At 65.2% G+C, this 18,598-nt stretch carries 14 protein-coding genes; 9 read left to right on the plus strand and 5 right to left on the minus strand.

From position 1 onward, the window contains the following. Positions 1-45 precede the first annotated feature (45 nt). Together alaS and XH79_RS33035 are read left to right on the plus strand one after the other, a co-directional pair. Complete coding sequence (gene alaS / locus XH79_RS33030; protein ID WP_271584389.1) at positions 46-2,724, plus strand: alanine--tRNA ligase; 2,679 nt, start codon at positions 46-48, stop codon at positions 2,722-2,724. A gap of 7 nt (positions 2,725-2,731) precedes the next feature. Then, positions 2,732-3,958, plus strand: a complete 1,227-nt coding sequence (locus XH79_RS33035) for a cyclic nucleotide-gated ion channel (RefSeq protein ID WP_271584390.1) — start codon at positions 2,732-2,734, stop codon at positions 3,956-3,958. 4 nt (positions 3,959-3,962) lie between these two features. Here XH79_RS33035 and XH79_RS33040 read toward each other — a convergent pair whose 3' ends face one another. Both XH79_RS33040 and XH79_RS33045 read right to left on the minus strand, forming a co-directional pair. Next, positions 3,963-4,463, minus strand: a complete 501-nt coding sequence (locus tag XH79_RS33040; protein ID WP_271584391.1) for a DUF3455 domain-containing protein — start codon at positions 4,461-4,463, stop codon at positions 3,963-3,965. 97 nt (positions 4,464-4,560) lie between these two features. After that, on the minus strand, positions 4,561-5,775 hold the full coding sequence (locus XH79_RS33045; protein WP_212343084.1) for an NADP-dependent isocitrate dehydrogenase: 1,215 nt from the start codon (positions 5,773-5,775) through the stop codon (positions 4,561-4,563). Between the two features lie 351 nt (positions 5,776-6,126). Between XH79_RS33045 and XH79_RS33050 the strand changes: the two genes are divergently transcribed. Next, a complete protein-coding gene (locus XH79_RS33050; RefSeq protein WP_271584392.1) occupies positions 6,127-7,326 on the plus strand; it encodes a TrmJ/YjtD family RNA methyltransferase in 1,200 nt (399 codons plus the stop codon). A gap of 270 nt (positions 7,327-7,596) precedes the next feature. Next, positions 7,597-9,279: a tetratricopeptide repeat protein gene (locus tag XH79_RS33055; protein WP_271584393.1), complete on the plus strand. Its 1,683-nt coding sequence runs from the start codon at positions 7,597-7,599 to the stop codon at positions 9,277-9,279. Between the two features lie 260 nt (positions 9,280-9,539). Here XH79_RS33055 and XH79_RS33060 read toward each other — a convergent pair whose 3' ends face one another. Next, entirely contained in the window at positions 9,540-10,292 is a 753-nt protein-coding gene (locus XH79_RS33060; RefSeq protein ID WP_271584394.1) for a hypothetical protein, read from the minus strand. Positions 10,293-10,396: 104 nt separating this feature from the next. After that, positions 10,397-11,059, minus strand: coding sequence for a TetR/AcrR family transcriptional regulator (locus XH79_RS33065; protein ID WP_212343092.1), 663 nt, complete (start codon positions 11,057-11,059; stop codon positions 10,397-10,399). 247 nt (positions 11,060-11,306) lie between these two features. Between XH79_RS33065 and XH79_RS33070 the strand changes: the two genes are divergently transcribed. The 3 genes from XH79_RS33070 to XH79_RS33080 all read left to right on the plus strand — a co-directional run bounded on the left by XH79_RS33070 (position 11,307) and on the right by XH79_RS33080 (position 13,983). After that, positions 11,307-11,849 (plus strand): OsmC family protein, encoded by a 543-nt coding sequence (locus XH79_RS33070; protein ID WP_063682428.1) that lies wholly within the window; start codon positions 11,307-11,309, stop codon positions 11,847-11,849. Positions 11,850-11,884: 35 nt separating this feature from the next. Continuing rightward, positions 11,885-13,018, plus strand: a complete 1,134-nt coding sequence (locus tag XH79_RS33075) for an acyl-CoA dehydrogenase family protein (RefSeq protein ID WP_271584395.1) — start codon at positions 11,885-11,887, stop codon at positions 13,016-13,018. 86 nt (positions 13,019-13,104) lie between these two features. Beyond that, the gene (locus tag XH79_RS33080) at positions 13,105-13,983 is read left to right on the plus strand and encodes a sulfurtransferase (protein WP_271584396.1); all 879 of its coding nucleotides are present in this window, start codon (positions 13,105-13,107) and stop codon (positions 13,981-13,983) included. A gap of 117 nt (positions 13,984-14,100) precedes the next feature. Here XH79_RS33080 and XH79_RS33085 read toward each other — a convergent pair whose 3' ends face one another. After that, complete coding sequence (locus XH79_RS33085) at positions 14,101-16,047, minus strand: sigma 54-interacting transcriptional regulator (RefSeq protein WP_271584397.1); 1,947 nt, start codon at positions 16,045-16,047, stop codon at positions 14,101-14,103. A gap of 160 nt (positions 16,048-16,207) precedes the next feature. Between XH79_RS33085 and XH79_RS33090 the strand changes: the two genes are divergently transcribed. Both XH79_RS33090 and ntrB read left to right on the plus strand, forming a co-directional pair. Next, positions 16,208-17,593 (plus strand): CmpA/NrtA family ABC transporter substrate-binding protein, encoded by a 1,386-nt coding sequence (locus XH79_RS33090; protein WP_271584398.1) that lies wholly within the window; start codon positions 16,208-16,210, stop codon positions 17,591-17,593. 163 nt (positions 17,594-17,756) lie between these two features. Next, positions 17,757-18,596, plus strand: a complete 840-nt coding sequence (gene ntrB / locus XH79_RS33095) for a nitrate ABC transporter permease (protein ID WP_212343098.1) — start codon at positions 17,757-17,759, stop codon at positions 18,594-18,596. Positions 18,597-18,598: the final 2 nt, after the last annotated feature.

Below are 18,598 nucleotides of genomic sequence, written 5' to 3' on the forward strand. Positions count from 1 at the left end.
GTTTGGACGGCGGGAGCGGGCCCAAGCACACCCGATTGGATGAACATGAGCGGCGTCAACGAGATCAGGTCGACCTTTCTGAACTTCTTTGCCGAGAACGGCCACGAGATCGTGCCGTCCTCGCCATTGGTGCCGCGCAACGACCCGACGTTGATGTTCACCAATGCCGGCATGGTGCAGTTCAAGAACGTCTTCACCGGCGTTGAGAAGCGGCCGTATCAGCGCGCCACCACGTCGCAGAAATGCGTGCGCGCGGGCGGCAAGCACAACGACCTCGACAATGTCGGCTACACCGCACGCCATCTCACCTTCTTCGAGATGCTCGGCAACTTCTCGTTCGGCGATTACTTCAAGGAGCGCGCGATCGAGCTCGCCTGGACGCTGATCACCAAGGAGTTCGGGCTGAAGAAGGACAAGCTGCTCGTCACGGTCTATCACACCGACGACGAGGCGGCGGGCCTGTGGAAGAAGATCGCCGGCTTCTCCGACGACCGCATCATCCGCATCCCGACCTCGGACAATTTCTGGGCGATGGGCGACACCGGCCCGTGCGGCCCGTGCTCGGAGATCTTCATCGACCGCGGCGAGCACATCTGGGGCGGACCTCCGGGCTCGCCGGAAGAGGACGGCGACCGCTTCCTCGAATTCTGGAATCTCGTGTTCATGCAATACGAGCAGGTGACGAAGGAGGAGCGCGTGGATCTGCCGCGTCCCTCGATCGACACCGGCATGGGCCTGGAGCGCATGGCCTGCATCCTCCAGGGCGTCGAGAGCGTGTTCGAGACCGACCTGTTCCGCCACCTGATCGACGCGACGTCGTCGGCGCTCGGCAGCGGGCCGCAGGAGCAGACGGTTGCCTCGTTCCGCGTCATCGCCGACCATTTGCGCTCCTCCGCCTTCCTCGTCACCGACGGCGTGCTGCCCTCGAACGAGGGCCGCGGCTATGTGCTGCGCCGGATCATGCGCCGCGCGATGCGCCATGCGCAGCTGCTCGGGGCCAAGGAGCCCTTGATGCATCGCCTGGTCCCGGCGCTGGTGCGCGAGATGGGCCAGGCCTATCCCGACCTGATGCGCGCCGAGAAGCTGATCGAGGAAACGCTGCGGCTGGAAGAGACCCGCTTCCGCAAGACGCTGGCGCGCGGCCTTGCCATCCTCGACGAGAAGAGCGCGTCCCTGAAGAAGGGCGACATGTTCGACGGCGACGTCGCCTTCACGCTGTACGACACCTACGGCTTCCCGCTCGACCTGACGCAGGACGCGCTGAAGTCGCGCGGCATCGGCGTCGACCAGGCCGCGTTCACCGACGCGATGGAGCGCCAGAAGGCCAAGGCGCGCGAGTCCTGGAAGGGCTCGGGGGAAGCTGCCTCCGAAGCGATCTGGTTCCCACTGCGCGAGAAGCTGGGTGCGACCGAATTCCTGGGCTACGAGACCGAGAGCGCCGAAGGCGTGGTCTCCGCGCTGGTCAAGGACGGCCAGGAAGTCGCCAGCCTCAAGGCGGGCGAGACCGGCGCGCTTCTGCTGAACCAGACGCCGTTCTATGCGGAGTCCGGCGGCCAGGTCGGCGACACCGGCGTGCTGACGGGTGAGGGCGGCATCAAGTTCCGCGTCACCGACACGCAGAAGAAGCTCGGCGATTTCTTCGTCCACGTCGGCACGGTCGAGAGCGGCGAGCTCAAGCTCGGCACCGCGCTGCAGCTCGAGGTCGATCATTCCAGGCGATCGTCGATCCGCGCGCATCACTCGGCGACGCATCTCATTCATGAGGCGCTGCGCCAGGTGCTCGGCGACCACATCGCCCAGCGCGGCTCGATGGTCGCGCCCGACCGCCTGCGCTTCGACTTCGTGCATCCGAAGCCGATCACGGCGGAGGAGCTTGCCCGCGTCGAGGACATCGCCAACGACGTGGTGCTGGAGAACGACGAGGTCACGACGCGCGTGATGGGCGTGGATGAGGCCCGCGAGGCCGGGGCGCGCGCGCTGTTCGGCGAGAAGTACGGCGACGAGGTCCGCGTCGTCTCCATGGGCAGGACCGCGCGCGAGCGCGGCGCCAATGCGCTCGGCTGGTCGGTCGAGCTCTGCGGCGGCACCCATGTCAAGCGCACCGGCGACATCGGCCTGATCACGCTCACGGGCGAGAGTGCGGTCGCCTCGGGCGTGCGCCGCATCGAGGCGCTGACGGGCAACTACGCGCGAAAACACGCCAACGAGACCATGGCGCTGGCGAAGACCGCCGCGAACGAGCTGCGCACCTCGATCGACGACGTGCCGGCGCGCATCGCCGCGCTGATGGAGGAGCGCAAGAAGCTCGAGCGCGAGCTGTCCGACGCGCGCAAGAAGCTCGCCATGGGCGGCGGCGCATCCGGCGGCAACGGCGCTGCGAGCGGCGTGCGCGAGGTCGGCGACGTCAAGCTGATGGCGCGCGCGGTCGAAGGCATCGAGATGAAGGATCTCAAGGGCCTTGCCGACGACGGCAAGAAGCAGATCGGCTCGGGCGTCGTCGCGATCGTCGGCGTCACCGAGGACGGCAAGGCCGGCGTCGTGGTCGGCGTCACGCCGGACCTCACCGCGCGCTTCAACGCCGTGAACCTCGTCCGCGTCGCTTCCGAGGCGCTGGGCGGCAAGGGCGGCGGCGGCCGGCCCGACATGGCGCAGGCCGGCGGTCCCGACGGCGCCAACGCGACCGCGGCGCTGGCGGCGATCGAAAAAGCGATGGCAGGCGCTTAAGGCCACCATGGGCCTCGTTCCGCGAGGACGTGGGCCTGGCGATCCCGACTTGCGGGATCGCCTCTACGAATTGCTGGAGCACGACCCCCTGGCCTATTCGGTCGGGTCGCGCTTCATCCAGCTGATCATCGCCGTCATCGTGCTCAACGTGGTCGCGATGATCCTCGCCTCGGTGCCGGAGTTAGACGCGCGGTTCGATGCGCTGTTCAGCGCAATCGCGGTCCTCGCCGTCATCGTGTTCGCGCTGGAATATCTGGCGCGGCTGTGGACGGTGGCGGGGCACACCCAGCGCAGGGGCTCGGCGCTGTCCGACCGGCTCTCTTATGCCTTCTCCGCGCTCGGCATCATCGACCTCATGGCGTTCCTGCCGGCTGCGATCGTGCTCGCCACGGGCCGGCACGCGACGCTGGCCGGGCTCGGCGTGCTGCCGTTCTTCAAGCTGATCCGCTATTCGCCGGCGATGCGCTCGCTGCTCGCCGCGGTGCATGCCGAGCGGCGCGCGCTGATCGGCTGCATCGTCATCCTGATCGGCGCGGTCCTGACCTTTGCCTCGCTGCTCTATGCCATCGAGCGCGACGTGCAGCCGGACAAGCTCGGCACCATCCCGCAGGCAATGTGGTGGGCGATCGTGACGCTCGGCACCGTCGGCTATGGCGACGTCGTGCCGGTGACGCCGCTCGGAAAATTCATCTCGACCTTCGCCATCATCAGCGGCTTCGCCATGATCGCGCTGCCGGTCGCGATCATCTCCTCGGCGTTCGCCGAAGAGGTGAAGCGGCGCGATTTCGTCGTCACCTGGGGCATGCTGGCGCGGGTGCCGCTGTTCTCGCATCTGTCCGCGGCGGAGATCGCCGACATCATGCGCCTCCTGCGCGCCCGCACCATCGAGCAGGGCGAGATCCTGGTGCGGCGGGGCGATGCGGCCTCGTCGATGTATTTCATCACCGCCGGCGAGGTCGAGATCGCGCTGCCGAGCCAGCAGGTGCGCCTCGCCGACGGCACCTTCTTCGGCGAGATCGCACTGCTGCACAAGACCAAGCGCAGCGGCACCGTCACGGCGACGCGCAAGACGCGCCTGCTCGTGCTCGACGCCCAGGATTTCCACGCTTTGATCGCGCGCATGCCGACGCTCGCCGATCACGTCCATACCACCGCGAAGGCGCGGCTCGCCGACAGCGGCGATCTCGCGGCGGCGGAGCTGGCGCAGGCTGAGAGGGACGACACGGACCGCTGAGCGGTCAGCCCTTCTTCAGAAACACATAATCAGCCGAGTAGGGCGCGCTCTTGAACTCGCCGGCCTTGTCGCAAGAACCCTCGAGCTTGCCGCCATGGGTGTTGATGCGCTGGACGGTGGTGACGGGCGTCAGGGTGCCGCTGCCGCGGCGGGAGGCGACTTCAAGCTTCAGCCAGGGGATATCGGCAGCCGTTGCGCCGGGCGCGTTGCCGATGGCCTTGCCGACGACGGCGCTGCCGTCGGCGAGCTCCCAGTTCGGGCCGGCATAGTGGCGGCCGACGGTCTTGCCCTCGGAGAGAAGCGTTGCGACCGGTTCGCGGAAGGCCCAGGCGAGCTTGCCGTCGGCGGCGGCCTTGCACTCATAGACCTGCGCGCCCTCGGCGTGGACGCTGAGCACGGCGGTCTCGCCAGGTGCGGCGATGGCCTCGGGGAGCGGATCGGCGGCGGCCGGCCCGGCCATTACTGTGAGCAGCATCAGGCAGGGGACGGCAAGCTTGGTCGACATGGTCGCATCTCCGCGCGAGGGGTCTCAAAAAAAGGGCCGCGCCCAAAGGCGCGGCCCGTGATGATGTCTGGCCCAGTCGGGCAAAATTGCGGTCGGCTTACGCCGCCATCGCCTTGACCAGGTTCTCGGCGACCTTGTCGAGGAAGCCGGTGGTCGAGAGCCAGCGCTGGTCGGCGCCGACCAGGAGCGCGAGGTCCTTGGTCATGTAGCCTTCTTCAACCGTGTCGACGCAGACCTTCTCCAGCGTGGCCGCGAACTTCGCGAGCTGCGGGTTGTTATCGAGCTTGGCGCGATGCGACAGGCCACGGGTCCAGGCGAAGATCGAGGCGATCGAGTTGGTCGAGGTCTCCTTGCCCTTCTGGTGCTCGCGGTAGTGGCGGGTCACCGTGCCGTGGGCGGCTTCGGCCTCGACGGTCTTGCCGTCGGGGGTCAGCAGCACCGAGGTCATCAGGCCGAGCGAGCCGTAGCCCTGCGCGACCGTGTCGGACTGCACGTCACCGTCGTAGTTCTTACAGGCCCAGACATAGCCGCCGGACCACTTCAGCGCCGAGGCCACCATGTCGTCGATCAGGCGGTGCTCGTAGGTCAGGCCCTTGGCCTCGAATTCCTTCTTGAACTCGCGGTCGTAGATGTCCTGGAAGATGTCCTTGAAGCGGCCGTCATAGACCTTCAGAATCGTGTTCTTGGTCGAGAGATAGACCGGATAGTTGCGCAGCAGGCCGTAATTGAGCGAGGCGCGGGCGAAGTCGATGATGGAGTCGTCGAGGTTGTACATCTCCATGGCGACGCCGGCGCCCGGAGCCTTGAACACTTCCTTCTCGATCACGGTGCCGTCCTCGCCGACGAACTTCAGCGAGAGGGTGCCCTTGCCAGGGAACTTGATGTCGGTGGCGCGGTACTGGTCACCATAGGCATGGCGGCCGATGATGATCGGCTTGGTCCAGCCGGGAACGAGGCGCGGCACGTTCTTGCAGATGATCGGCTCGCGGAAGATCACGCCGCCGAGGATGTTGCGGATGGTGCCGTTCGGCGACTTCCACATCTGCTTGAGGTTGAATTCCTTCACCCGGGCCTCGTCCGGGGTGATGGTGGCGCACTTGACGCCGACGCCGACCTTCTTGATCGCCTCGGCGGCGTCGATGGTCACCTGATCGTTGGTGTGGTCGCGGTACTCCATGCCCAGGTCGAAATACTGCAGTTCGACATCCAGGAACGGGTTGATCAGCTTGTCCTTGATGTACTGCCAGATGATCCGGGTCATCTCGTCGCCATCGAGTTCGACGACGGGATTGGATACCTTGATTTTTGCCATGTTCGGGGAAGCCCTCTTGGGAACGGCGCTGGTCGCGCCAACGTGAATATCCGCCGCCTCTTAGCACCTGATAGCAGCGGGCGAAAGCCAAGTGATTATGCACTTTTAGCTCATCCAGCTTCCCCAGATGGGGAGCGGGGCCTGACACCACGGCTGGGGCGGGGGTGAGGTTTCAAGCGAGATTCAAAAGTCGAATCCAACCCGTTATTTCCCTTGAGAATTTTGTCAGGACAGGCAAACGACAGGCGGGCAGCGCCGGCCGGCCCAAGACCGACTCGAAAAGGCCGCCTTGAATCATTTCCTAAGGCGGCCTTGCCAAGGCCTTGAGAGACAGTGTGAAAGCGAAGCGAGATGTCGGGGACTGACAAGAGCAAGACGGGCCTTTCCCTCGACGGTCCCATCGTCATCCTGGTCGAGCCGCAGCTGGGTGAAAACATCGGCATGGCTGCGCGCGCCATGGGCAATTTCGCCCTCGGCGCCTTGCGCATCGTCAACCCCAGGGACGGCTGGCCCAACATCGCGGCCCAGCGGGCGGCGGCCGGTGCCGACCACATTCTGGAAAAGGTCGAATTGTTCGACACGGTGGAGCAGGCGGTCGCCGACCTCGACCTCTTGTTCGCCACCACGGCGCGCCCCCACGACCAGGCCAAGCCCGTGGTCGGGCCGGAGGCCGCAGCCAGCGAGATCGCCGGGCACGTCGCGACCGGAGGAAAGGCCGGTATCCTGTTCGGCCGCGAGCGCTGGGGCCTGACCAACGAGGAGGTCGGGCTCTCCAACCGCATCATCACCTTTCCGGTCAATCCCGGCTTTGCCTCGCTCAACCTCGCTCAGGCCGTGCTGCTGATCGGCTATGAATGGTTCAAGCGGGCCACATCCGGCGAACTGCCGCACGCCATGCCGGAGCGCTCCGAGCGCGCCTCGCAGCACCAGATGCAGGCCTTCTTCGACAATCTCGTGCGCGAGCTCGACAAGGTCGAGTTCCTGCGGCCGGCCGAGAAACGCGACACCATGCTGGTGAACCTGCGCAACATTTTTAGCCGCATGGAGCCGACCAAGCAGGACATGCACACCCTCCATGGAGTCATCATGGCGATCGCGGAGGGGCGCAAGGGCCCGGCCAAGGGCGGCGTGCTCGACGGCGAGCAGGCGACGCGCCTGCGCGCGCTGCTGGCCGAGCACGGCCAGGGCGGCGGCGTGCCCGACAGCGGCTCCACCGTGCGCGGCCTCGCCCGCCTGCTCCGCCGCAACCCGACCGACGCCGAGCGCCTGCTCTGGCAGGCCCTGACCCGCGATCGCCGCTTCGCAGGTGGGTTCAAGCGCCAGACCCCTGTGGGACGCCACATCCCGGACTTCGTCTCGTTCCCGCACCGGATCGCGATCGAGCTGGTGAACCCCGGCGAGGGCGAAGCCATCGCCGCCGACCGCGCAGGGCGGCGGACCTGGCTCGAGGCGCGGGATTATCGCGTGCTCGACATCCGCGCGGCGGATGTGGAGCGGGATCTTGAGGCGGAGTTGGTGCGGCTGCAGGGGATGATCGAGCAGGGCAGTTAGGTCTCGTCGGGCGCAGCTCTCGTAGGGTGGGCAAAGGCGCATCGCGCCGTGCCCACCACTCTTTGTGTCGGAGAGAGATGGTGGGCACGCTTCCGCCTTCGCTCTTCGAGCTACGGCGGACAAGTCGCTTTGCCCACCCTACGGCACCGCGCTTGTGGCTGATCCACGCCACGCACTATTACCCGAGCTGCACGCCAACGCCGCAACCAAGGGCTGTGCAGAGGCGCAATCGGTTGCTATGATGTCCCTGGGAATTGAAATGGGGACTGCATGTTTGGAATGGTGGGCCGCGCACTCGTTGGTGCGGCAGCAAGCTTAAGCGCGTTGGCGCTCACAATCTTGATCGAAGTATTGCCTGCCCGAGCGGAAATGCCCCTGGCCGCAAAATGCAACGCGCTCGGCAACATCACGCTCGATGATCGCATTGCGGGCTGCACCGCCATCATTGAGGCTGGGAAGGCCATGCAACAGAGCGTGATCGCGGCGCACTTTCGCCGTGCCATGCTTTACCGCCAGAAAGGTGAGGTCGGCCTTGCGATCGCGGACTACAACGTGATCATCGAACGCGATCCGGGCAATCTGAACGCGCGTCTTCAGAGAGCTGCTGCACAAACCGCGAGGCGACAAACCGACGCTGCGCTTGCCGACTACGACAAGGTCATCGAGCTTGATCCCAAGGCTGTCTATGCCCGCCTGGGGCGCGCTCGAATCTACCAAGCCAAAGGAGATATGGTCCGCGCTATCGCTGACTATGATCAAGCCCTCCTGGTCCATCCGGACAATGTCATAGCGCTTGTCGACCGAGGTCTCGCTTTCATCCGCAAGGGAGACCTGGATCGTGCCATGGCTGACTGTGACCGAGCGGTCGAGCTGAGCCCGCAAACCGGCGGGGGCCAGTTGTGTCGCGGTCGGGTCTACTTCGCCAGGGGCAACAAAGAGCTCGCATTGGCCGCACTCGATCAAACCATGCAGATCAAGCCAAGGAGCGAGGAATTCTATTTCTTTCGCGCAGAATCCTTCCTTCAATTGGACGAGTTCACCCGCGCGTTCGCCGATTATGACCGGATCATCGAGCTCAACCCACGAGGTCGCGCTGTCTACCTCTGCCGGGGTGTCGCCTATGCTCGAAAAGGCGACTACGACCACGCCATTGCCGATTTCACACAGGCAGTTCAGCTCGCCCATCGGGATCAGGGAAGCCCAGGCGAGGGGACGCATCAGATTCAAGGTCAAGACGCCGATCTCGCTTCAGCGTCTTTTGATGGTGGCACAACTGCACCCGGCTGGGGGGACGGTCCTGCATTCCGCGCTCGGGGAACTGCGTACTCCGCACGAGGAGACCTTGATCTGGCTATCACGGACTATGATGAGGCGATCCGCATCAATCCCAAGGACAAGGACGCACTCGGGCTCCGCGCCAACGCGCACAAGGCCAAGGGAGACTTCGACCGTTCGCTCGCGGATTACGATCAACTCGTGCAGCTCGATGCCAAGGATGCGCGCGCCTATTTTCATCGTGCGAGGCTCTATTGGCAGATTGCTTCATTCGCCAAATCGTTGGCTGACCTCGATCAGGCGATCCAGCTCGATCCAAAGAATGCCTACCCGGTCTTATGGCGCGAAATTGTTGCAAGGCGCAGTGACCAGCCGAGCCAGCTGGGCGAGGCGGCAAAACAGCTCGACGCGGCGAAATGGCCCGCGCCGGTCGTCAATCTCTTCCTTGGCACGATGACGCCGGAGCAAGTGCGCGGCGCCGCGGACGATGCCGACCCGGCGAAGAAGAAGGGGCAGGTCTGCGAGGCGAATTTCTATGTCGCAGAGCGCGCCCTGCAGAGCGGCTCCAGGGAAGAGGCGTTGAAGCTGTTCGAGCAGGCTGCAGCCGATTGCCCGAAGACCTTTCTCGAGAAGCCGGCCGCCGACGTCGAGCTTGGCGCGCTGCGAGCGAGTCGCTGATCGAATGGGCGGGGTCTCGTAGCTCTCGTAGGGTGGGCAAAGCGTAGCGTGCCCACCGTGTCTATCGACGACGCCGAGTGAGAAATGGTGGGCACGGCGCTTCGCGCCTTTGCCCACCCTACGAGACCGAGTGTGTGGTTTGTAGGGTGGGTTAGCCGAAGGCGTAACCCACCACCCTTCAGCGAATGCCGGACGAAGTTGGTGGATTACGCCGGCGACTGCGCTGCGCGCAGCCGTGGCTAATCCACCCTACGCACCTCTCACCCGCGCCCGAGCAGCACGTCGCGGTCGACTGCAATCCAGGTCGTCTTCGCCACCGCCAGCAACCTGCCGCTTTCATCATGGAGCGCGGCGTCGGCTGTCCGCTTGCGGCCGTCGCGGCCGGTCGGCCAGGCCGTGATGATGCAGGGTTCACCAGGGCGCGGGCGGGCCTCGATCCGGGCGGACATCCGTCCCAGCAGGAGCGGCGTCTTGTCGTAGGTGCCGCTCTGCTGATTGCAATTGCAGGCAAAGCCGGTGGGACAATCGAGTGCCGACCAGAGAAATTCCGGCGCGACGCGGCCATCCTCGGCGGCCAAGTTTGGATCGGGCGTCCAGGTCGCCGCGAGAACGGCGTTCTGCGCACGACGCTTGAGCGACCCAGTGAAGATGCGCAGGCCGTCGCCTTGCGCACGCGCGGGACCGCAGACGAAACAGTTCGGCAGCGGATGCTCGTGCGGCTCGAACAGCGTCAGCAACTCGGCGGCGCGTGCTTCCTGCAAGCTGGCTGTCTCGAGCTGCGCGAGCTCGACATGCGCTGTTTGCCCGGTCGCAACGACCTTGGCGCCATCGCGAAGCTCCCATGAGCCGTCGGTTGCAGCGACCGCATCGAGCGGCGTGTCCAGGGGAGGCGGCGCGCGCAGCGTCACCTCCGTGGCCCCGGGAATGTGACGGGCGAGCCGGCCGCAGACATAACCGCCGTTGCCGGAGTTCGGAGGGCCGCAGAAGCGCCTGGCGATGATGATCTGAGGCATCGGATTTGTTCTCCTCGGTCCTCATAGCCCGGATGGAGCGGAGCGCAATCCGGGACGGTGTCCCGCATGTCGCTGCGCTCATGCGGGCTACGAAGTAAGAACCGTTACACCGCCTCGAGCTGATCCGCTGCGCGCTTCTTCTTCGCCCTGGATTGCCCGAGCAGGGGGCCTGCCGTGAGCGCGGCCGTATCGGCCACGCCCGGGTCGCGCGAGATCATCGCCGCGACGATGGCGCCGTCGATGATGAGGCCGAGCTGGTGCGCCAGCACCGCGGGGTCGCTGGAGCCGAGCTCGCCGGCGAGCTTCTCGATATGACCGAGCACGATCTTCTTGTGCTTCAGCGCGATGTTGCGGAATTGCTTGGCGTCCTTGTCGTGCTCGCCGACGGCGTTGATGAAGGGGCAGCCGTAGAAGCGCTCCTCCGCGAACCAACTCTTCAGCGCCGGAAAGATCCGCGTCAGCTTCGCCTGCGCGTCGCCGCCGCCCGCTTCCATGGCGCCGATGAACCATTCGCGCCACTGCTTGCCTTCGCTCTCCAGCACCGCGTTGACGAGGTTGGTCTTGGAGCCGAACAATTTGTAGAGCGTGGTCTTCGCCGTGCCGGCTTCCTCGATGATCGCGTCGATGCCGGTGGCGTTGATGCCGTTCTTGCAGAACAGATGCGTCGCGGCGCTCAGGAGGCGCCCGCGCGCGGATTCATCTTCGCCAGCGGCGGCGTGGGGCGAAGTCTTCTTCGATGACGTCTTGTTCAGTAAGGGCTTGGCCATGAGTCCAAACTTACCCGCAGCCGCGCCGCATCAGCAAGCCGCATCTGTTCCGCGCTGAAAAGATTCGCAAGGGGCAGACCATCTGCATCGCCTTTGAGCAAGCCGCCGCTGATCAATCCGCAGGCAGGGATCGGTAAACCGCTCCAAAGCTTCGCGTTTTGATTTTGGCCGGCTCTGGCACGCTCCATGCAAGGAAACAGACCGTTCGGTATCCTGCCGATTTCCACTTCTGCCAGGGAGAAGATTGATGACTGCCGTCGTTCAGAAGACAGTGCTGACGGGTTGCCTCGCACCCATCGACAAGAATGGCCTCGAGCAACTGATCGCCAATGGCAAGGCGAATCCGAAGGTCATCAAGACCTTGAAGTGCAAGACGGTGGCGGAAGGCAAATTCCGCCACGCCAACTACATCCGCAACCTGCCGCCCTATATCGTCGACGAGCCGCCGGGACTCCTGGGCGACGATACCGCGCCCAATCCGTCGGAGGCCTCGCTCGCCGCGCTCGGCTCCTGCCTTGCGGTCGGCCTGCACGCCAACGCTGTGCATCGCGGCTGGATCGTCAACAAGCTCGAGCTCGAGCTCGAGGGCGACCTCAACATCACCGCGGTCTGGGGCACCGGCGACATGTCGGACAAGCCCGTTGGTTTTACAGACGTGCGCGTGAAGGTCGACATGGAGTGCGAGGGCATCTCGCCTGACGAGATCAACGCGCTGGTCGCCCATGTGAAGAAATGGTCGCCGGTCGCCAACACCTTCACCCGCCCGGTCAATCTCGAGGTCGGCATCTAGCAGACAGCAATCCGGACAAGGTGCGGGAGACGATCATGGGTTCACTGGCTTTATCGCGGGCCGAAGTTTTGGATCAGCCCGCACCGTCCATTGCAGGGGAGGTGGCGCGGATCGCGCGGGAGCAGCTCGCGCCGCTCGCCGCCGGCATCGACGACGGCTCGATCTATCCGGCCGAGGTGCTGCGCGCGTTCGGCGCGGTCGGCGCCTGGGGCAGTCACATGCCCCTGGAAGGTCCCGCGGATCTGCGCTGCGCGATCGAGTCGATGGCGGCGATCGGCGAGGTTTGCGGCGCCACCGCCTTCATGGCCTGGTGCCAGAACACGCTGGTCTGGTACGCCGCCAATTCGACCAATCTGAAGCTGGCCAGGCGTTTCGGCGATGCCTTCTCGACCGGGCGCGTGCTCGGCGGCACCGGGCTGTCCAATCCGATGAAGAGCTTTTTCGGCATCGAGAAGCTCAAGCTGAAAGGGAAGAAGGTCGAGGGCGGCTACATCGTGCGCGGCGCGTTGCCCTGGGTCTCCAATCTCGGCCCCGATCATTTCTTTGGCACGATCTTCGAGCGCGAGGACGAGCAGGGCATCGCAAGTGGCGAGCCCGGCACTGTCATGTTCCTGGCCGATTGCTCCGACCCCGCGATCACGCTGACGCCGTGCAAGCCGTTCCTCGCGATGGACGGCACCGGCACCTACGGCGTGCAGTTCCGCGACGTCTTCGTGCCGGACGAGCTGATCCTCGCCGATCCCGCCGCGCCCTTCGTCAAGAAGATCCGCGCCGGCTTCATCCTGCTCCAGGCCGGCATGGCGCTCGGCGTCATCAGGGACTGCATCAACATCATGGACGAGGTGGATAACCCGCTCGGCCACATCAACCGCTATCTGCCGCAGCAGCCGGTGCATTTCCGCGAGCTCGCCGCCGAGCTCGAAGCGGAGACCATGGCGCTGGCGCGCGATCCCTACAACGAGGAGGAGACCTACTGGCGCAAGGTGATCGCGCTGCGCCTACGTGCGGGCGAGGCCAGCGTCGCGGCGGCGCATGCGGCGATGCTGCATTGTGGCGCCCGCGGCTACCTCAAGAGCCACCGCGCGCAGCGCCGCCTGCGCGAGGCCTATTTCGTCGCGATCGTCACGCCGGCCACCAAGCAACTGCGCAAGATGCTCGCCGAGTCCTGAGTTCCACGAGTCCACCCCAAGAAGACCTAAGACGCCACCCTAAGACGACGACCCCAGAGACCCCCAACCTCAACGGAGAGGCTGCCATGACTGACGTCCTGATCACTGCCGTCGAACTCGCCGATCTCTTGAAGCTAGAGCCGTGTGTCGTCATCGACACCCGCAATCCCGACGCCTATGCCGCCGGGCATTTGCCGGGCGCCGTCAACGTGCATGAGATTTTTACGTTCCTCGCGACCTCGACGCCGGAGGGCATGGCCGAGCTGAAGACCAAGTTCGCTGATGCGTTCGGCGGCGCCGGTCTCTCCGGCAAAGAGACAGCCGTGATCTACGAGCAGTCGATGAACTCGGGCTTCGGCCAATCCTGCCGCGGCTATTACCTGCTGACCATGCTCGGCTATCCCAAGGTGAAGGTGCTGCATGGCGGCTTCGACGCCTGGTCCGCCGCGGGCTTCCCGGTGACCAAGGACGTGCCGACGCCGGCGAAGGCTTCGTTCGCAATCGTGCCGGAAGCGGGTGAGATCCTGATCGATGCCAAGACGATGCTGGGTGCCGTCGGCAAGCCCGGCATCGCCATCCTCGACGTGCGCGACGTCGACGAGTGGATCGGCGACAGCTCTTCTCCGTATGGGAAGGATTTCTGTCCGCGCAAGGGCCGCATCCCCGGCGCGGTGTGGCTGGAATGGTATCGCATGATGAAGCCGACCGCGGAGGGCCCGCGCTTCAAGTCCAAGGACGAGATTTTGGCCGAATGCGCCACCGTCGGCATCTCGCAGACGACGCCGGTCTATCTCTACTGCTTCAAGGGCGCGCGGGCCTCGAACACATTCCTCGCGCTGAAGAACGCGGGCGTGAAGGACGTGCGGATGTATTTCGGCTCCTGGAACGAATGGTCGCGCGATCCGTCGCTGCCGATCGAGCAGGGATTGCCGATTGCATCTGGTGTGACGACCAAGGCGGCCTGAGCGCGCGCCTCGTCCTTCGAGACGACCGCTTCGCGGTCTCCTCAGGATGAGGCTAAGCGGCAGCAGTGCCCGTTGATACTGTTGCCGCACACTCCGCCCTCATCCTGAGGAGCCCGCCTAAAGCGGGCGTCTCGAAGGATGGGCCGCTTGCGGACGAGGCGCGATCCCCAGCGCCTTGATCCGCGAGGCCAGCGTGGTCGGCTTGATATCGAGCATCTCGGCAGCGCCGCCGGGGCCGAAGACTTTTCCGGCGCAGGCCTCGAGCGCGGCCAGGATGTTGGCGCGCTCGTGGTCGCGCATCTCGGTTGACGTCATCACCACCGGGCGCGCGTCGGCCTTCTGGCGCGTGGCGCCGCTTGGCGCTTGCGCGCCGGAGGTGTCGGGCAGATCGATGCGCAGGCGGCCGTTCTGCGACAGGATCGCGGCGCGCTCGATCACGTTCTGCAATTCGCGCACATTGCCGGGCCAGTCGTAGCGGGCGAGCCGCCGCGCATCGCCCTCGGATAGGCGCAGGTTCGACTTCAATGCCTTGCCCTCGCGCGTCAAAAAATGCTGGGCGAGCAGGGGAATGTCCTCGCGCCGTTCGCGCAAGGGGACGGTCTCGATCGGGAACACGTTGAGGCGGAAATAGAGGTCTTCGCGAAAACGGCCGCGCTGCACCTCCTGCTTGAGGTCGCGATTGGTCGCGGCGATGACGCGGACGTCGACGGCGCGGGTGCGCTCCTGGCCGACGCGCTCGAAATGTCCCTCCTGCAGCACGCGCAACAGCTTGCCCTGCAATTCGAGCGGGATCTCGCCGACCTCGTCGAGGAACAGCGTGCCGCCGTCGGCGAGCTCGAAGCGGCCGATGCGGTCGCGTGTCGCGCCGGTGAAGGCGCCGCGGACATGGCCGAAGAATTCGCTCTCGAACAATTCGCGCGGGATCGCGGCGCAGTTGACGCGGATCAGCGGCCGGTCGCTGCGGGTGGAATCCTCGTGGATGGCGCGCGCGATCAGCTCCTTGCCGGTGCCGGACTCGCCGGTGATCATCACCGCCGCGGTGGTCGGCGCCACCAGCTTGACCTGGCGCAGCGTCTTCTGGATCGCTTCGCTCTGGCCGATGATGCCGCGCGGATTGGTCTCGATGCGGATTTCTTCCTGGAGATAGGCATTTTCCAATTCTAGCCGCTCGCGCAGGCGATCGACCTCGGCAAGGGCCGCATGGAGCTTCTCGTCGGCCTCGCGGCGCTGGCTGACGTCGCGGAATACCACGACCGCGCCGACCACCACGCCGCGATCGCGAATGGGCGTGGAGGTGTATTCGACCCAGGCGGGCGAGCCGTCCTTGCGCCAGAACACCTCGCCGTCGACCTGGTGCACGGCGCCGTCGCGGAACGCCGCATAGATCGGACAGTCGTGGTTGTGATAGTGGCGGCCGTCGTGATGAGTGTGGTGCACGATCGGGTGGATCTCCTTGCCGACCAGCTCTTCCGCGGTCCAGCCGAGCATGCGCTCGGCCGCGGGGTTGACGAAGGTGGTCTTGCCTTCCGCGTTCACGCCATAGATGCCTTCGCCGGCAGCGCGCAGGATCAGCTGGTTCTCGCGCTCGATGTCCTGGAACACGCGCTCGACCCGCTGCCAGGTCGAAATGCCCCCGCGCATGTGGTCTTCGGCGGCGGCATCCACATTGCGGCGGCGGCGCGCTTCGAGATCGGTCAGCGTGAGCAGCAGCAGCGAGCGGCCGTCATGCGGCAGCAGGCAGCCGGAATATTCGAGCTGGAGATTTTGCCCCGTCGCATGGCGGGGATTGAGCGCCGTGGTCCAGTAGGCGCCCTTGTGCAGCACGGCCTGGGTGAAGACGGTGAGGGCTGGCAGCTCGCCGGCATGGAGCGTGCTGGCCCGGGTCTGCCGCAGCAGCGCGCGGTCGTAGCCGAGCAGGGCACAGGCGGCGGGATTGGCGTCGACGATCTGGTCGCTGAAGGGATCGACCAGCAGTGTCGCCTCGACCGAGGATTCGAACGCCGCGATGCGCGGGTCGATGGCGAGGGCCACGTCGTCGTGGACGGGTATTGGCGTCGTTGCCATTGCGAAATCTCGTAATTGAACTACGAAATCTCGTTTATCACGAGTTTTCGTAGTGGCCAAGCGTGACCGAAAGTGCTGCGTCATCAAGGCACTGGCCGCTCCTGAGGGGGTGGCACACTCCTTGCGTAATTCCTCCTCGCAATGACGCGCAGGAGGGCCGATGTCCACGTTCGACAATCCGTTTGATCCCGATCGCAACCTTCGAGCCGGCTGTGCCTGCGGCCAGCATCGTTCCGCGGCAGAGCACGAGCAGGCGGCGGCTTCAGCGCTCCGCTGCGATCCCGTCGAGAGCGAGGAGAAGCGCTACGAGGGCGTCGTCGCCTCCGCGGTGATGCGCGCGATGTTTCCGCAGGATGTAGCGCGGCGCGCGTTCCTGAAATCGGTCGGTGCGTCCACGGCGCTGGCGGCGCTCGCGCAGTTCTTCCCGCTCAAGACCGCGACCGAGGTTTTTGCGCAGGCTGGCGCGCCAGAGAAGAAGGACCTCAAGGTCGGCTTCATCCCGATCACCTGCGCGACGCCGATCATCATGGCGGCGCCGATGGGCTTCTATGCCAAGCACGGCCTCAACGTCGAGGTGGTCAAGACCGCCGGCTGGGCCGTGATCCGCGACAAGACCATCAACAAGGAATACGACGCCGCCCACATGCTGGCGCCGATGCCGATCGCGATCTCGCTGGGCTTAGGCGCCAATGCGATTCCCTTCGCGGTGCCCGCGATCGAGAACATCAACGGGCAGGGCATCGTGCTCGCGACCAAGCACAAGGACAAGCGCGATCCGAAGGACTGGAAGGGCCTGAAATTCGCGATCCCCTTCGACTATTCCATGCACAACTATTTGCTGCGCTATTATCTTGCCGAGCACGGCCTCGACCCTGACACCGACGTGCAACTGCGCTCGGTGCCGCCGCCGGAGATGGTCGCGAATTTGCGCGCCGACAACATCGACGGCTTCCTCGCGCCCGATAACATCTGCCAGCGCGCGATCTATGACGGCGTCGGCTTCATGCATCTGCTCTCCAAGGAGATCTGGGACGGCCATCCCTGCTGCAGCTTCGCCGCCAGCCGCGAGTTCATCACCACGGCGCCGAACAGCTTTGCCGCGCTGACCCGCGCCATCGTCGATGCCACCGCCTATGCCTCGAAGGCGGAGAACCGCAAGCAGATCGCGGAAGCGATCGCGCCGGCCAACTACATCAACGCGCCGGTGACGGTGCTGGAGCAGGTCTTGACCGGCACCTATGCAGACGGCCTCGGCGGGGTGAAGACCGATGCCAAGCGCGTCGATTTCGATCCGTTCCCCTGGCAGTCCTTTGCGGTCTGGATGCTGACGCAGATGAAGCGCTGGGGCCAGATCAAGGGCGACGTCGACTACAAGGCGGTCGCCGAGCAGGTCTATCTGGCGACCGATACGAAGAAGCTGATGACCGAGATGGGCCTGTCGCCGCCGGCGAGCAGCTACAAGTCGTTCGCGGTGATGGGCAAGACGTTCGATCCGGCGAAGCCCGAGGATTATGTGGCGAGCTTCAAGATCAGGAAGCAGTCGTGATGGGCGGCGCTCTTTCCCTGTCGTCCCGGCGAAGGCCGGGACCCATACCGCGTGATCGATCGATCGCGAAAGGTAGCAGTACCGAACGAGTCTTAGCCAAACTCCTCCCTGTGGTTATGGGTCCCGGCCTTCGCCGGGACGACGTGGGGAGAGGGTTTTCGCGATGAACTCGTCCCTCCGTCTCCGCGCCGGCCTCGTCTCGATCGCGCTGCTCGCCGCGTTCCTCGGCATCTGGCATCTCGCCACACGCTCGACGGCACCTGTCGCCACGATGAGCCCGGAATACGCCAAGCTGATGGGCCTCACGGCAACGCAGGGCAAATCCGCCATGCCCGGGCCGCTCGATGTCGGTGCTAAGCTGTGGGAGCATCTGAAGCGGCCGTTCTATGACAACGGGCCGAACGACAAGGGCCTCGGCATCCAGCTCGCGTATTCCATTGCGCGCGTCGGGACCGGCTATCTGCTGGCGGTGCTCGTCGCCATTCCGCTCGGGTTCCTGATCGGCATGTCGCCGCTGCTGAGCAAGGCGCTCGATCCGTTCATCCAGGTCTTGAAGCCGATTTCGCCGCTGGCCTGGATGCCGCTGGCGCTCTACACCATCAAGGATTCCTCGGTCTCCGCGATCTTCGTGATCTTCATCTGCTCGATCTGGCCGATGCTGCTCAACACCGTGTTTGGCGTGGCCAGTGTGCGCAAGGAGTGGATCAACGTCGCGCGCACGCTCGAGGTCGGCACCATCAGGCGCGCCTTCACCGTGATCCTCCCTGCGGCCGCGCCGACGATTTTGACCGGCATGCGCATCTCGATCGGCATTGCCTGGCTGGTGATCGTCGCCGCCGAGATGCTCGTCGGCGGCACCGGCATCGGCTATTTCGTCTGGAACGAGTGGAACAACCTCTCGATCACCAACGTGATCATCGCGATCCTCCTGATCGGGATCGTCGGCATGCTGCTCGACCAGATCCTCGCGCGCTTCACGCGCATGGTCACCTTTCCGGAGTAGGG

Source organism: Bradyrhizobium sp. CCBAU 45389 (assembly GCF_028128625.1).
Taxonomy (GTDB): Bacteria; Pseudomonadota; Alphaproteobacteria; order Rhizobiales; family Xanthobacteraceae; genus Bradyrhizobium; species Bradyrhizobium liaoningense_B.